At 57.2% G+C, this 15,058-nt stretch carries 15 protein-coding genes; 4 read left to right on the forward strand and 11 right to left on the reverse strand.

Annotated features, from left to right (window positions below):
• Positions 1-35: 35 nt before the first annotated feature.
• The 4 genes from NOM06_RS01315 to dinB all read right to left on the reverse strand — a co-directional run bounded on the left by NOM06_RS01315 (position 36) and on the right by dinB (position 5,126).
• Positions 36-665, reverse strand: coding sequence for an alpha/beta family hydrolase (locus NOM06_RS01315; protein WP_255909285.1), 630 nt, complete (start codon positions 663-665; stop codon positions 36-38).
• Positions 658-1,578: a transcriptional regulator GcvA gene (locus NOM06_RS01320; protein ID WP_255909287.1), complete on the reverse strand. Its 921-nt coding sequence runs from the start codon at positions 1,576-1,578 to the stop codon at positions 658-660. The genes NOM06_RS01315 and NOM06_RS01320 overlap by 8 nt, the downstream gene beginning before the upstream one ends.
• A gap of 284 nt (positions 1,579-1,862) precedes the next feature.
• Positions 1,863-4,004, reverse strand: a complete 2,142-nt coding sequence (locus tag NOM06_RS01325) for a methyl-accepting chemotaxis protein (RefSeq protein ID WP_255909289.1) — start codon at positions 4,002-4,004, stop codon at positions 1,863-1,865.
• Positions 4,005-4,070: 66 nt separating this feature from the next.
• Complete coding sequence (dinB, locus tag NOM06_RS01330; RefSeq protein WP_255909469.1) at positions 4,071-5,126, reverse strand: DNA polymerase IV; 1,056 nt, start codon at positions 5,124-5,126, stop codon at positions 4,071-4,073.
• A gap of 131 nt (positions 5,127-5,257) precedes the next feature.
• Between dinB and NOM06_RS01335 the strand changes: the two genes are divergently transcribed.
• Positions 5,258-5,464: a hypothetical protein gene (locus tag NOM06_RS01335; protein WP_040068504.1), complete on the forward strand. Its 207-nt coding sequence runs from the start codon at positions 5,258-5,260 to the stop codon at positions 5,462-5,464.
• A 110-nt stretch (positions 5,465-5,574) separates the two neighbouring features.
• Here NOM06_RS01335 and NOM06_RS01340 read toward each other — a convergent pair whose 3' ends face one another.
• The gene (locus NOM06_RS01340) at positions 5,575-6,135 is read right to left on the reverse strand and encodes a DJ-1 family glyoxalase III (RefSeq protein WP_255909323.1); all 561 of its coding nucleotides are present in this window, start codon (positions 6,133-6,135) and stop codon (positions 5,575-5,577) included.
• A gap of 37 nt (positions 6,136-6,172) precedes the next feature.
• Positions 6,173-7,126 carry a ketopantoate reductase family protein gene (locus tag NOM06_RS01345; protein WP_255909325.1) on the reverse strand — a complete coding sequence of 318 codons (954 nt, stop codon included), beginning with the start codon at positions 7,124-7,126 and terminating at the stop codon, positions 6,173-6,175.
• 200 nt (positions 7,127-7,326) lie between these two features.
• Here NOM06_RS01345 and NOM06_RS01350 point away from each other — a divergent pair, with 200 nt between their 5' ends.
• Positions 7,327-7,809: a YajQ family cyclic di-GMP-binding protein gene (locus NOM06_RS01350; RefSeq protein ID WP_005338634.1), complete on the forward strand. Its 483-nt coding sequence runs from the start codon at positions 7,327-7,329 to the stop codon at positions 7,807-7,809.
• Between the two features lie 107 nt (positions 7,810-7,916).
• Here the strand turns inward: NOM06_RS01350 and NOM06_RS01355 are convergent, their stop codons facing one another.
• The 5 genes from NOM06_RS01355 to NOM06_RS01375 form a co-directional block, all read right to left on the reverse strand.
• Positions 7,917-8,723 carry an outer membrane protein OmpK gene (locus NOM06_RS01355; protein WP_005349699.1) on the reverse strand — a complete coding sequence of 269 codons (807 nt, stop codon included), beginning with the start codon at positions 8,721-8,723 and terminating at the stop codon, positions 7,917-7,919.
• A 156-nt stretch (positions 8,724-8,879) separates the two neighbouring features.
• Complete coding sequence (locus NOM06_RS01360) at positions 8,880-10,259, reverse strand: MFS transporter (protein WP_255909327.1); 1,380 nt, start codon at positions 10,257-10,259, stop codon at positions 8,880-8,882.
• A 173-nt stretch (positions 10,260-10,432) separates the two neighbouring features.
• Positions 10,433-11,020, reverse strand: a complete 588-nt coding sequence (locus NOM06_RS01365) for a peptidylprolyl isomerase (protein WP_042053243.1) — start codon at positions 11,018-11,020, stop codon at positions 10,433-10,435.
• Between the two features lie 2 nt (positions 11,021-11,022).
• The gene (locus tag NOM06_RS01370; RefSeq protein WP_005349692.1) at positions 11,023-11,607 is read right to left on the reverse strand and encodes a YajG family lipoprotein; all 585 of its coding nucleotides are present in this window, start codon (positions 11,605-11,607) and stop codon (positions 11,023-11,025) included.
• A 17-nt stretch (positions 11,608-11,624) separates the two neighbouring features.
• Positions 11,625-12,758, reverse strand: a complete 1,134-nt coding sequence (locus NOM06_RS01375; protein ID WP_255909329.1) for a methyltransferase — start codon at positions 12,756-12,758, stop codon at positions 11,625-11,627.
• 205 nt (positions 12,759-12,963) lie between these two features.
• On the opposite strand from NOM06_RS01375, the gene NOM06_RS01380 reads away from it, so the two are divergent.
• Both NOM06_RS01380 and NOM06_RS01385 read left to right on the forward strand, forming a co-directional pair.
• A complete protein-coding gene (locus tag NOM06_RS01380; RefSeq protein ID WP_255909331.1) occupies positions 12,964-13,278 on the forward strand; it encodes a BolA family transcriptional regulator in 315 nt (104 codons plus the stop codon).
• Positions 13,279-13,713: 435 nt separating this feature from the next.
• Positions 13,714-15,057 carry a Na(+)-translocating NADH-quinone reductase subunit A gene (locus NOM06_RS01385; RefSeq protein WP_005349684.1) on the forward strand — a complete coding sequence of 448 codons (1,344 nt, stop codon included), beginning with the start codon at positions 13,714-13,716 and terminating at the stop codon, positions 15,055-15,057.
• Position 15,058 lies beyond the last annotated feature (1 nt).

The raw sequence follows: 15,058 nt of genomic DNA on the forward strand, positions 1-15,058 counted from the left end.
TCATCGCGGCTGGCAATAAAGCCAACCCTCTCGTGCTATCCATGCCGGGCCACAAAATGGCTGATGGCCGCCGCTGCATGCTGCATATTCTCCTGCTCACTCACGCCACTGGCTTTATGCGGTTTGAAACCATGATCACCATCGGTCAACCAATGGACCGATACGGCGGGTGAGAAGGGGAAATCGGCCAGTTCGGCGCTACTACCGAAGGTATCGCGCTCCCCCTGCAACAGCAGGGTTGGTACTGCAATATGCTTGAGTACCTCGCCTCGCCAGCTGTCGGGCTTGGCCGGAGGGTAGAAAGGATACCCGAGAATGAGCAATCCTGCAGCATTCATCTCACCCTCGCCTTCGCTGTACAGTTCCGCCGCCATCCGCCCGCCCATCGACTTGCCCGCCAGAAACAGCCGTGGATGGGCAAACTCGCGGATCATGTCGCGCCAATGGGCTAGCAGCACAGGTGCTCTGTCCGGCGGGCGGCGCTTGCCATCCTGTGCACGCTTTGTCATGTAGGGAAAGTTGAAGCGCACCACTTCGATGTCGGGGCCAGCCAGCAGACGTGACAACTCGGTAAGAAAGGCATGATCCATCCCCGCGCCTGCCCCGTGGGCCAGCAAAATGCGAACGGGGGCATCAATTGCCCCCTCGCGGATTACATCAGACATCGGCGAGCCTTGCCCTGCGACGCGCCTCTTCCTGCTCCACCAGCTCCAGCATCCAGTCGCGGAAGGCAACGATCTTGCCCTGATCAGACTGCTGCTCCTGACACACCAGATAGAAAGCATTTTTGCTCACCAGCACCTGCTCGAATGGGCAGATAAGGCGGCCGGCCTCAATCTCGGGTTGTGCCAGCACGCTGTGGCCAAGCGCCACCCCCTGGCCGTGGATCGCCGCCTGGATCACCATGGTGGAGTGGCTGAAGATGGGCCCCTGATTGACGTTGGGTGCATCGATATCGAGCTGGCGGAACCAGGCCTTCCAGTCGCGGCGGGAGGTATCGTGCAGCAGGGTATGAAGAGTCAAATCTTGCGGCGTACGCAACGGTTTGGGCCCGGTCAGCAGCAAGGGGGAACAGACCGGGATCAGGTATTCGGTATGGAGCTTGTCCGAGCGCAGACCCGGCCAGTTGCCGCGGCCGTAGTAGATGGCGACATCCACATCGTCGGTAAGCGACCCTTCATCGAGGTCGACCGCCTTGATCCGCACGTCGATATCGGGGTGGCGCTCGCTGAACTTGACCAGCCGCGGCACCAGCCACTGGATGGCGAAACTCGGCTGCAAACTGACAGTCAACGCCCCCTTGGCACTGCGGGCCAGCAGCTTGTCGGTCGCCTCAGAGATGGAGGCAAAGATGTCCTTGATATCCAGGAAATAGCCCTGCCCCTCTTCGGTCAGCAACAAGGAGCGATTTTTGCGGCGGAACAGCTTGATGCCAAGATACTCCTCCAGCGCCTTGATCTGGTGACTGATGGCAGCCTGAGTCACAAACAACTCTTCTGCTGCGCGGGTAAAGCTTAAGTGACGAGCCGCTGCTTCAAAGGCCTTGAGGGCATTGAGCGGGGGTAAACGACGAGACATGACACCAGCCGACGATGAGTTTTTCTAATGGGGCGCATTATAATTTGTCGGTTGCGGGTCGACCAGTGAATAAACATAATTCGCCCAGCAATCAGTCGTCATATGGCTCACATTTTCTACTACGTGTTGGTTTACATGTGTTTTTAGTGAGTCTTTCGACTGCGATTGTGGTGTTGTGTTTCTTCCTCTGCGGGAAGAGGGGCTCAAATCTCACCGGTTTGACCCAGTCTGTCATCTGAATGTGTTTGGCGCCTCCAGCTGGATGGCGCCTTTTTTCATCTCTTCTATACCTTGAACTGCCCCACCAGCTGCTGCTGTTTGTCAGCCAGCGCAGAGAGCTCGCGACCATTTTCGGCGGAGGTCGCCGCCTCGGCCCGTATGGTGTGGCTCACATCGCGAATGTTGCTGACGTTGCGGTTGATCTCGTCCGCCACCCGGCTCTGCTCCTGTGCCGCCCGGGCAATCTGCTCGTTCATCTGATGGATGGTGGAGACCGACTGGATAATCTGCTCCAGCACCTGCACCGAGAGATCCACCTTGGCGAGCGTCTCGTCAGCCTGACCATGACCATCGCGGATCGCCTTGACCACGGCGCCGGTACCGGATTGCAGTTGGCTGATCAGGGTCTGTATCTCGACGATGGCATTCTGGGTGCGACCCGCCAGATTGCGCACCTCATCAGCCACCACGGCAAAGCCACGGCCCTGCTCACCGGCCCGCGCCGCTTCAATAGCCGCATTCAGCGCCAGCAAGTTGGTCTGCTCGGCAATCCCCTGGATCACGATAAGAATGTCATTAATGTTGTCGCTGTTAGCCGAGAGCCGCTCCACCACCGGCTGAGCATCGTTGATGATGGTCATCAGCTTGCGCATCGCCTCCTGGGTGTCGGCAACGACATATTTGCCCTCTTGCGCTGCAGCGTCAGTGGTGTTGGCAGCCGCCACCGCCGAGCCGGCATTACCGGAGACCTGCAACGCCGTGGCGCTCAGCTCCTCAAATGCCGTCGCCACCAGATCGATCTCCTGATACTGGGCCTGCATGCCACTGCTGGTGCGCTCGGCCACTTGCGCGGCTCGCTCGGCACTGTTGCGCGTACCGGAGACGGTATCAATCACCTGACTGATGGTGGATTGCAACTTGTTGAGGAAGCTGTTGAACCACTTGGCCAGCTCGCCGATCTCGTCTTGCCGCTGGATCTCGATACGCTGGGTCAAATCCCCCTCGCCGCTGGCGATATCCTTGAGACGGGCAACAACGGCGCGGATGGGCGCCACAATCTGGCGCGCCATCAACCAGATAAAACTCAGGGCCACCAGCGAGATCAGCACCCCGATTGACAGCTGCGAGACCACGCTGCGATTGGCCTCACTGGCCAGCTCATCTTGCAGTTGCTGGGCCGAGGCCAGCACTACGGCCCGTGGCAATTCAATGTAGATGCCCCATTTACGGTCGGTGCCACGCATGGATACCGGGACAAAGGTCTGCAACAGGGCGCCATCGCTGCTCCAGCGAGTCAGCTCCTGACCCTGACTGAGCCAGCTTTTCAGCTCGCTGGCCAGCCCCTGATACTTCTGATCCAGCCCGCGCCCCATGGTCACATCGAACTCATCGGCTCCCGCCACACGCCCCTCGTGACTGACCAGCAAGATTCTGCCCTTGCCGTCATAGAGCTCCTTGTCCATGGCACTGACCAGACTCTGCAAAGTGGCCAGCGAGATATCGACCCCGACCATCCCCAACAGGGTCTCCTGCTCCAGCAGCGGGACCGTCACCGAGGTCATCAATATCTGTTTATCGCCCACATCGTCCAGATAGGGCTCCAGCAGGCAGAGGGCACGGGTGCGAATACTGCAGCGATACCACTCGTTTTCGATTCCACCAGCCTCGGTCGGGCTCTCATCGGCCAGTACATCCTCATTCTGCACTTCCGGCTCAATCTTGCCGTTGTCGTAGGCCCAGTAACTGGAAAAACGCCCCTTGTCGTTGGAACCTAGCGCCGTTGAGCCCTGATAGTTGCTGTCTTCCCCATCCAGCTGGTCAGGCTCGAACACCGCATAGACACCAAGCAGATTGGTCGATGAGGCAACGGCATCGTGCAGTTGCTGATTGACGGCGCTGCGCAGCGCCTCCGAATGGACAAAGTTCTCAGCCGCATTCTTGCGCTGGAACAACACGCTCTCCGCCAGCAAACTGGCGCGGAAATAGGCTTCGTCGAGATAGCTGGTCACCTTGGCCGCCTGCTCCGACCCCATCGCCTTCATCCAGTTCTCGGCAGACTGCTGCGCCTCGTGCATGGTGGCTTGCCGCACCTGCTGTTGCATCTTGTTCGCGTTGTAAATCGAGGAGGCAACCAGAGCGGCGGCTGTCACCAACAGACAGCAACCGGCGATCAGGGTAATCCGACCCTGGACAGAAAGAGCGCTCATGCCAATATTCCTACGTCATATAGATATGGATAGATTATCGACTTTATAAACAAAAACTTAACTCTCTCACAGCAAATCCAGCGAGAGTTGATTAACTTCACCCTCTTTTGGCAAACCCACCACCAAGCCCAGCAGACGAACCGAACGCCCTTGCGCCCGCTGTAGCCCCTCTTTGAGTAGAGGAACGAACAGGGCTGGCTGATAGCCACCCTGACTGCGATAGACGGTGGTCTGGTGGAAGTCGGCAAACTTGAGTTTAATCCCCTGCCCCATCACCTGCTCGGCAGGACACGCCAGCTGAAATCGCCGCTCCAGCTCCGGCAACAGTTGCTGCAATACCGTCAGGCAAGCGGCTTCGTCACAAACATCGTTCGCCAGGGTGGTCTCCACCCCGATGGTTTTGCGGATCCGGTGCGCCTGCACCGGCTGTTCATCCAGCCCCCAGATCCGGGTCGTCAGCATCTCCCCCAGCTTGCCAAAACGGCTGCACAGCTCTTGTGCCGACAAGGCCCGCGCATCCTCACAGGTGTAAAGCCCCTGCGCCTCCAGCCGCTCGGCAGTCTTGCGCCCCACCCCGGGCAGTTTGCCGAGGGGCAACTGGCAGACAAATTCGGCCACTTCATCGGGACGAATGACAAACAGACCATCAGGCTTGCGCTGCTCCGAGGCGAGCTTGGCGAGAAACTTGTTGGGGGCCACTCCGGCCGAAGCGGTCAATCCCAGTTCGGTAACAATGGCTTGCCGGATCTCTTGTGCCATCAGGGTGGCGCTACCGCCACAACAGCGACTGTGGGTCACATCGAGGTAAGCCTCGTCCAGCGACAGTGGTTCAACCTGATCGGTATAGCGCAGGAAAATGGCCCTGAGCTGACGGGAGATATCCTTGTACACCGCCATTCGCCCCGGGATCAGTACCAACGGCGGGCAGAGTTTTTTCGCCAGTGCGCTCGGCATGGCGGAGCGCACACCGAACCGGCGCGCCACATAGTTGCAGGTCGAGATGACACCGCGCCGCTCGGAGGACCCACCGATGGCAAGCGGCACCTCCCGCAACGCCGGATTGTCCCGCATCTCCACCGCGGCAAAAAAGCAGTCCATGTCGATATGGATGATCTTGCGCATACCACTGTATAAATAAACAGACATGGAACCATCTTACCCCAAGGATAACCGCAGCTCTATCTCTCTCGTTGCGGCTAAAATAGTAGACTCCAAGGAGACCTTTACTACCACAATGACAAGGAGCGTTCGGGATGAAATATCTTTGGCTGGGACTCTGTTTGCTGCCGTTGACCGGCATCGGCAAGAACAACCCAACGGCAGAGTGCCGCTGGCTGTACGACCGGATTGAGATACTGGAACAGGCCATCAAGAAAGGGGACAAGCTCGGCACAGAGCAAGAGTTGTCACGCTGGAAAACTGAGTACAACAAAAAACAGTGCTCACAGTACGACTACTGAGCCGGACAAGATGGCGTGACCGACAACGGCAGATAACAAGCGGGCCCCGATCAAGATGACCGGGGCCCGTTTTAAATGCATGGCCAGCTTGATTCTGCAGCAGAGTGCGCTCAAGGCAGCACCATAGGGCCAGCGACAGTGGCCGCCACCTCATCCCCGCGCAGCACCCGAACCAGTTCAAGGGCAAACTCAATGGCACTGCCCGGCCCCTGACTGGTGATAAGGTGATGAGCCTCATCCCTGACTACCCGCTCATGTGACAGCTGCGATGTCGGTAGTCGGGACTGAAAGCCGGGATGACAGGTGACGATGGCATCCCCCAGCAGAGCGTGATGTTGCAACACCACCACAGGGGCGGCGCAGATGGCAGCACGCCAGCGACCAAGAGCGGCCTGCTCTTTGAGCAGATCGATGGCCAGTGGGGTATCGCGGATCACTTCGCTGCCGGGCAAACCGCCGGGTACCACGATGGCTTCAAAATCCCGACGTGTCAGCTCGTCGATATGACAATCGGCCACCAGCTGTACCCCACGCGATGCCTTCACCTGCCGAGACCCGGCAGGGCAGCAAGAGGCCTGCACCACCTCGATGCTGGCGCGCACCAGGGTATCGACAATCGCAACCGTCTCGATCTCTTCCGACCCGGGGGCCACCAGCACCAGTACACTCACGTTCGCCTCCTTGCAGCTTGCTCTGCCATGTAAAAGATCAGACGGCCTGACTCTTCTCTTTAATCGCCTGATAGAGACCCTGATTGACCGGTACGGCAATGCCATGCCGGGTAGCCTTGACCAGCAGGAAGCCGGTGATGGCCTCAATCTCGGTCTCGCGTCCCAGCTCCATATCCTGATGCATGGAGGAGTAATTGTCAGCGGTCAGTTCCACCACTGTCATCACCCGACGCTGCAACTCCTCTGCCGTTGTTGCAACTCCTTCGGCGCACATCACATCCGCCACCTCCACGCAGATCTGCTGCAGGGCATCGGCAAAACGGGGGCCAGCCAGCTCGCCATTTTTCAGCTTGTAGAGGGCCGTCAGGGGATTGATGGCACAGTTGATGGCCAGCTTTTGCCACTGGCGCGCCAATACCTGCTCATCCCAGCCAGCCTGCCCCAGTGCCAGCGCCAGCTCGTCCGCGAGCGCGGCATGGGCCTTGGCGGCATCGTTGATCGGGCCAAGCCAGGTTTCCCCCTTGCCAGTATGACGGAAGACAAAATGGCCGCACTGCATGGCACCATGACTGGTGACACCGGCAATCACCGGATTGTGCGGGAACATCTCGACCACCTGCTCGGCAATGCCCATCCCGTTGTGCAGCAGCACGATCGGCACGCCGGCATCCAGCTTACCCACCAGCGGCATCAGTGCGGCAATCACCTGACTGGCCTTGGTCATCACCAGCAGACGCTGGATCTTGCCGGGTTTGCTGACAAATCCGCGCTCGATATTGAGCAGCTGGACATGCCCCTCCAGCGAGGTGAAATCGATCCCAGGATGGAGCGTGGACTTATGATGTTCGCGCAACAAGACACGGGTGGATTGACCACTCTGGGTCAGCAGGGAGGCAAAAACGCCGCCGAGGGCGCCACAACCCAACAGTGACCACTTCGGAGTAACGGGTGGAATAACGGGCTGTCGGGAATTTTTTAATCCGCTTGGCATGGTGTGACTCTGTCAGGGTAAGGGTTGCAATCCTCTCAACCTGTTACCGGGGATAAGTGAAGATGTCGCTGGTGGACACTAACGGGTCCACCCGTCCTGTGCGCAGGGGATTCTAGCAGAGCAACCCCATCAAAATCAGCAAATTTGCCCGTTTTCTGGTAGATTTGCCCCCCGATAACGCAACATGAGGAGCTCCGGCTATGCCGTCATTCGATATTGTCTCTGAAGTCAAAATGAACGAGGTGTTGAACGCAGTCGACAACGCCAATCGTGAACTGGCCACCCGTTTCGATTTTCGTGGGGTAGAAGCCAGCTTCGAGTTGAACAAGGAAGAGGTAAAGCTGGAAGCCGATGCCGATTTCCAGCTCAAGCAGATGGTCGAAATCCTGCGCGGTGCCCTGCTCAAGCGCAACATCGAAAACAGCTCCATGGAAGTGGGTGACTCCGTTCACTCCGGCAAACGCTTCCACCTGACCGTCAAGTTCAAACAGGGGATCGAGAAAGAGATCGCCAAGAAGCTGGTCAAGCTGATCAAGGACTCCAAGATCAAGGTACAGGTCGCCATCCAGGGTGATGAAGTACGTGTCACCGGCAAGAAGCGTGACGATCTGCAAGAGACCATGGCACTGGTCCGTGGCGCCGAACTGGGTCAACCGATGCAGTTCCAGAACTTCCGCGACTGATTTATCCACTCAGCCGTGGCGCACTTGATGACTCGCGCCACGCTATCTAAATCGCGGCCATAAAAAAACCGGAGCAGATGCTCCGGTTTTTTGTACCCCAAGTTTTATTAGAACTTGTAGGTAACAGAGAAGTAGTGGCCGAAACCGGTAGACTTGAACGCGTCAGAGTTGTCGATACCGTAGATTTCGTTGAAGTACTTCAGACCGTAGCCAACGGCATAACGGTCGGAATGCCAGTAGATACCGTGGAAGGTTCCCAGACCATCAGAATGACTGGTTTCTTTCATGCCCCAGGTGTAATCCAGATAACCTTGGTAAGAGACGAAGCTGCCATTGGAGAAGGTATAGAAAGGTTTGAACCAGTTCATGGAGAACTGTTGGCCGTTCCAGCCTTCGCCTTGACCACTGAAGGTTTCGTTAGCATGACGCTTGTACAGGTTCATACCAACTTTGCCAAACCACGGCACCATAACGTCAGCACCCAGACCTACAAATGCATCATTCAGGCCTTGTACACCACCGATGTTAAACAGGGTGGCAACGTAAACTTCTTGCACCGGACCAAAAGAGAGGTCTTGGCCAGTCAATGCATCCAGAGATACACGCGGAGCAAACTTCATGAAGAGGTTTTCTTGCTTGTGCTTGTCGCTGTGCTTGGAGTCAAAAATATCGAAGTAATCGACGTAACCATACAGGTCAAAAATGCCTGAACGACCACCAAACTCCATCTCGAAATAAGTATCGTTGTAACCATCCGGACCATGGGGCTTCTGATCGATGGTGTGCATGATATTGAACTGCATCCACTTGTAGTCATTCTTGTGGATATCACCGCTGTAGTCAGCAGCGAAGGCCGGGGTAGCGGCAGCAGCCAGCAGACCGGCAGCGATCAGAGTCTTGGTAAATTTGGCCATTTTATTGGTCTCTTGTGCGTTAGTTGAGGTTTTCCGTAGCCTGCCCACAAGGAGCGAGAGGGATTCTAATCAAATAAAATTGGGGGTGAAACAACTTCTCGGGAACTTTATCCGGAAGTGTGAATCTAATCACCCCCGATTCTACGCAAACGCTTGCTATTTGTCAGCCGTTGAGAGCAACTCACTCCCTTTTCTGGCGACAAGCACAATCAACAACAACACGGGCAAGCCCAATAAACTGGTTCCGACAAAGAAGGCGCTGTAGCCAATCTGCTCCACAACCTGCCCGGAAAAACCGGCCAGCAACTTGGGTAGCAGCAACATTACCGAGCTGAACAGGGCGTACTGAGTGGCCGAAAATGCCACATTGGTCAGGCTGGAGAGATAGGTCACGAAGGCTGCGGTAGCGATACCGGCACTGAGGTTGTCGAGGGAAATGATCAGCGTCAGCAGTTCCAGGTTGTGACCAACCTGATTGAGCAGGGCAAACAGCAGGTTGGTGCTGGCGGTGAGCAGCGCCCCCAAGAACAGGATGCGCAGCGTGCCGAAGCGCATCACCAGCACGCCCCCCAGTGCCGCCCCCACCAGCGTCATGATGACGCCAAACACCTTGGTAATAGTGGCAACCTCAGTCTTGCTGAACTGCATATCCACATAGAAGCTGTTGGACATCACCCCCATCACCACATCGGCAACCCGATAGCAGGCGATCAGAGCCAGGATCAGCAGCGCCGAGCTGCCATAGCGACGAAAGAAGTCGGCGAACGGACACCAGACCGCCTCATAGGCCCAGGCCCCGGCACTCGCCAGCAGCGCAGGCCACCCTTTTTCCAGGAGCTGCGCCTTGCGTTCGGCCTGTTGTTTACCCTGCTCGGCCAGATCGATATCCGGCTCATGGCAAAACAGCGTGGTGATGACCCCGAGTGACATCAGACCCGCCATCACCAGATAGGTAATCTGCCAGCCACGATAGTCATAGCCACTGTTGCTGCCAAACCAGGCTGCCAGCGCCAGCGCACCGGCGCCCGCCATGATCATCGCCATTCGGTAGCCAGTCATGTAGGAGGCAGCCATCGCCGCCTGTAGCCGCTCGGGGGCAGATTCGATGCGATAGGCGTCGATAACGATATCCTGAGTCGCCGAGGCAAAGGCCACCAGCAGGGCAAACATCGCCAGCTGGGCCAGCTCGGTCTTGGGATCGCAGAACGCCATGCCGACCAGCGCGGCGGCAATCAGCAACTGGGAGAAGAACATCCAGCTACGACGACGCCCCAGCAGCGCGGAGAGCAACGGCAGCGGCATGCGATCCACCAGCGGCGACCACAACCATTTAAAGCCATAAGCGAGCGCCACCCAGCTCATATAGCCGATATCGGTCAGGCTGACATCGGCCTCGCGCAACCAGAATGAGAGGGTACCGAACACCAGTAGCAACGGCAGACCCGATGAAAAACCCATGGCAAAGAGAATAAACACCCGAAATTCGAGATAGACGGCGAGGGACTCTCTCCAGCTTGGTTTGCGGATCATGTTCAACTACCTGACGACTTTGGAAAAGTGCGTCATTTTGGCAGGTTGATGGCAGATAGCCAAGGCGAGCAAAGAGATAGGCAAAAGAAGCCCGGATAGAGAAAAGGCCCATCCCGAACGGGATGAGCTTTGTATTGTGGCCTGACGAGGGCGAGGTGACGAGCCGCGTCCGGCGAGAGTTACTTGCCCGCTTTTTTGTCGACTTTCTTGTCTGCCGGAGTTTCTGCCAGCAAGACCACCTTCTTCAGAATGATGGGACTGGTCGGCACATCGTTGGCGCGCAAAATGGGGCTGTAACCGGTCTGTACCTGAGCCAGTTTGTCCAGCACCTCCATCCCCTGAACCACCTGACCGAACACGGTATAACCCGCAGAACCACCGGCGTTGAGGTTATTGTTGTCGACCAGATTGAAGTAGAACTGGCGAGTAGCGCTGTCAACTGCCTGAGTACGGGCCATAGCGATGGAGCCACGCTTGTTGGGCAGACCGCCGCGCGACTCGTTGACCACAGGCTCATAAGTCGGCAGTTGCTGGAACTGCTGGTTGTAGCCCCCACCCTGTACCACGAAATCCTGGATCACCCGGTGGAAGATGCTGCCGTCATAGCTGCCATCAGCCACGTAGCGCAGGAAGTTCTTCACCGTCTGGGGCGCCTGCTTGGACGCCAGCTCCACCACGATATTGCCGTGGTTGGTCTCCATTCTGACTTTCGGGCCTGCGAACGCCAGCGGGGCGATCAGCATGGCCAGCAACCAGAGTTTTTTCATCATCAGACCCCTGCACCATTCGGTTGACCTTTCAGGTAACCGCGCAGCGCATCATCCGCCATGATCTGCTGCAGCACGCTACCCAGTTGCAGGTTCAGTGTAGACTCCAGGTCGGCCATGCTTGGCTCGCTCGGGCTCTCCTTGCTGGAGGACATGTTGAACTGCTTGGTCAGACGGTTGCCCTGGAAATCGGCGATCACCTGCAGGCTGACGCGGGATTTGGTGACATAGGTAAAGGTCTTCTCTTCCACATTGACTGCGGCGTTGGAGATCACCAGCGTCAGGTTGGTAGTGCCACTGTTGCCCACTTCCAGACCCTGGCTGCGCAGCCCTTCGGCCAGCCGCTCGGCCATCAGCAGGTTGAGCGGACGCTCGCTGTTGACCAACACGGGCGCTTTCTCTTTATGTTTGATGGAGAAGACGTAGGCAGCCTCACGCTTGTCCACCCCTTCCATGGTGATGCGATTGCCAGAGTAGTATTGCTGGTTGGCGGGGATCACCTGCGGATTGAGCAGCGCTGTCTCCGGCCAATGGGTGGCACACCCGCCCAGCATCAGGGCGGCCAGCAGCAAGAGTGACTTTTTCATCATGGTTTCCTTTGGCTTTAGCGTTTGATGGCTTTCAAAATAACGAATTTGCTGTTCGACGCAACGACTTGTGCGTTGGCAAACAAGCGCTTGAGTTTGTTGTGATAGTCCAGATGACGGTTGCCTACTATCCAGAGTTCACCCCCTTGAGGCAACACCCGGTGCGCATCGCTGAACATCTGCCAGGCGATATGATCGGTGATCGCCTGCAGCTGATGGAAAGGAGGGTTGCAGAGGATCCGATCCGCCGAGCCGATCTCCACCCCGTCGAGACAGTTATTGACCATAAAGCGGGCGCGCGGCAGTGCATCGGGCAGATTGTGCTCGACGTTGAGCTGTGCCGAGGCAACCGCCATATAGGATTCATCGATAAAGGTCACCTCCACCTCGCTGTCTTTGGCGAGCAGCGACAGACCCAGCACCCCGTTGCCACAGCCCAGATCGATCACCTTGCGGGCACTGTGGATGGGCAGGTTATCCAGCATAAAGCGGGCACCAATATCGAGACTGGTGCGCGAGAAGACATTGGCATGGTTGTGGATTAGCATGCCACTCCCCTCCAGCGGCCAGACAGTCGGGAAGGGGTTGGCCAGCGCGGGTTGTCCGGCCTGCGGCTCGCAGTGAATAAGGCGCGCCTTTTTCCAGGCCAGCGAGGTACGGGTAGGCCCCAGATACTTCTCAAACAACTTGAGGGTGGAAGTATGAATATCCTTCGCCTTGCCGGCAGCGATAACGCGGGTTGCCGGTGTCACCACCGCACGCAATGCCAGCAGTTGCTGCTCCAATAGAGCCTGATATTTGGAGACCTTGATCACTACCAGCGCAGGGGCATCGGGCAGCGGCGCCAGCGCATCCTGCAAGCGGATCCCGCCTGCATCCAGTCCGTTTTCGGCCAGATTGTCCAGGGTCGCCCGCTCACTGATGTAGGAGTCGGTGACGCAGCAGGGGGAGTGCGGATGCAGATAGGCGGCCAGCGCGCCAAAACCGTCATTCATGATGATGACGGGGCCCGCCTGCTCGAGGGGAGACTCCGCCAGGGTGTTGATCAGATATTCGTCAGCCGCATCCCAGGCTTGCAGAGTCTCCTGACTCTGGCGCGGATAACGGTAGAGCGTGAGCTGGCAATGGGGCGTCTCGAGAAGGGTTTGCATAGGATGAGTCCAACCTCGGCTTGATTCGGATAACAGGCGCCAGGGACGACGCAAAGTGGCGCTATTCTAGCGAGGAGCAGGAATTTCACCAGTTGCAAGCGCGTCAGAGCGCGCTGCTGATGGATGATTTCCCTCGCAAGGGGGTTATTCAGCCCCGCAACTGCCGATAGAATGGCCCGACATTCACGTTTCGGAAACAACACAGATGACCATGCAACAACTGATTGAAGCCAAGCTGACCGCCGCCCTCTCCCCCACCGTGCTGGAAGTGATCAACGAAAGCCACATGCATCGGGTTGAACCGGGCTCGGAGAGCCACTTCAAGGTGGTGATCGTCAGCGAGCAATTTGCAGGGCAGCGGCTGCTGGCACGCCATCGTCAGGTCAATTCGGTGCTGGCCGACGAGCTGGCCGGTGCCGTTCATGCACTGGCACTGCATACCTACACCGAGACCGAGTGGCAGGAAAAAGGCCATGCCCCGCGCACCCCGAGCTGCGTTGGCAAACCGTCACTCTCCTGAAACCGGTTGTACCACAGGATTTCCCCTCGAGAACCTGCCAACAAAAATTAAACAAATTTCCCCCATTGGCCCCGAAAAGGCTACATCCAAGGGGGTATATTTCGGCATCAAGGCTTTTTGTTGATAGTGGAGGCAACGGCAAATACCCCCATCGAGGTATCGAAATAAAAAAACCTTTAAAACCACTACTTACAAGGTGTCAGGGGCTTATTCATTGCAGGTTAATTTTGTGATGGCACGGGGATTTTGCCCATTTGGCATGGCAGAAAATGCACCTTAAGTGGTAAACTCAAGCGCTTTTGAGTGAGCCTGCATGTTGAATAATTGTTGAGCCTGCCCACCTGGCACAACCACAACATCGACTCATTCAACCACCCGTCGTGATGTATTTCTCGGCGCTAACCAACCTCTCCCGTAACGGTAGTGCAAGTAAGTATGATTACAATCAAAAGAGGACTGGACATCCCCGTGCTGGGTGCGCCAGAGCAAGTAATCTACGATGGCCCCGCCATCACCCGTGTTGCGACACTGGGCGAGGAGTTTGTGGGGATGCGACCTACTATGTTCGTCAAAGTAGGTGATCGCGTCATCAAAGGTCAGGATCTTTTTGAAGACAAGAAGAATCCGGGCGTTAAATTCACAGCTCCTGCCACCGGTGTGGTTTCAGAGATCAACCGTGGTGCCAAACGTGTTCTCCAGTCAGTGGTCATCGACCTCGACGGTTCCGATGAACAGGTGACGTTTGAGCATTTTGCCTCTGCCGAGCTGGCCAAGCTCGAGCGCAGCAAGGTGCAAGAGATCCTGGTCGCATCAGGTCAGTGGACTGCGTTGCGCACCCGTCCGTTCAGCAAAGTCCCCGCGGTAGCGTCTGCCCCGCGCGCCATCTTTGTGACTGCAATGGACACCAACCCGCTGGCTGCCGATGCCGAGCTGATTATCAAGGAACAGCCGCAGGCCTTCCTCGATGGTCTGGCCGTATTGACCCGCCTGACCGATGGCGCCGTCTACGTCTGTAAAGGCGAAGGCAGTCTGCCCCACTCTCCGCTGGCTCAGGTCAAGGAAGAGATCTTCGTTGGTCCGCACCCTGCCGGTCTGCCGGGTACCCATATCCACTTCCTGGATCCGGTTAGCAGCACCAAGGTGCAGTGGCACATCAACTATCAGGATGTGATTGCATTCGGCAAGCTGTTCACCACAGGTCAGATCTTCACTGACAAGGTGATCGCCCTGGCTGGCCCGAACGTGCTCAAGCCGCGTCTGCTACGTACCCGTCTGGGCGCCTGCATCAGCCAGCTCACCAACAATGAGCTGCGTGCCGACGAAAACCGTATCATCTCCGGTTCTATCCTGAGTGGTGCCAAAGCCGAAGGTGTTCACGACTACCTGGGCCGCTACCACAATCAGGTTTGCGTGCTGGGTGAAGGTCGCGAGAAAGAGTTCCTGGGCTGGATCAACCCCAGTGCCAACAAGTTCTCTATCACCCGTACCACCCTCTCTCATCTGATGAAGGGCAAGCTGATCAACTTCACCACCACTACCAACGGTAGTGACCGTTCCATGGTGCCTATCGGCAACTATGAGCGGGTGATGCCACTCGACATCCTGCCGACCCTGCTGCTGCGGGACATGGTCTCCGGCGATACCGACGGTGCGCAAGCACTGGGCTGCCTGGAGCTGGATGAGGAAGATTTGGCGCTCTGTACCTTTGTCTGCCCCGGCAAGACAGAGTACGGCCCGATCTTGCGTGAGTGCCTGACCAAGATTGAACTGGAAGGTTAAG

The organism is Aeromonas sp. JL9, assembly GCF_024436075.1.
Lineage (GTDB): Bacteria > Pseudomonadota > Gammaproteobacteria > Enterobacterales > Aeromonadaceae > Aeromonas > Aeromonas veronii.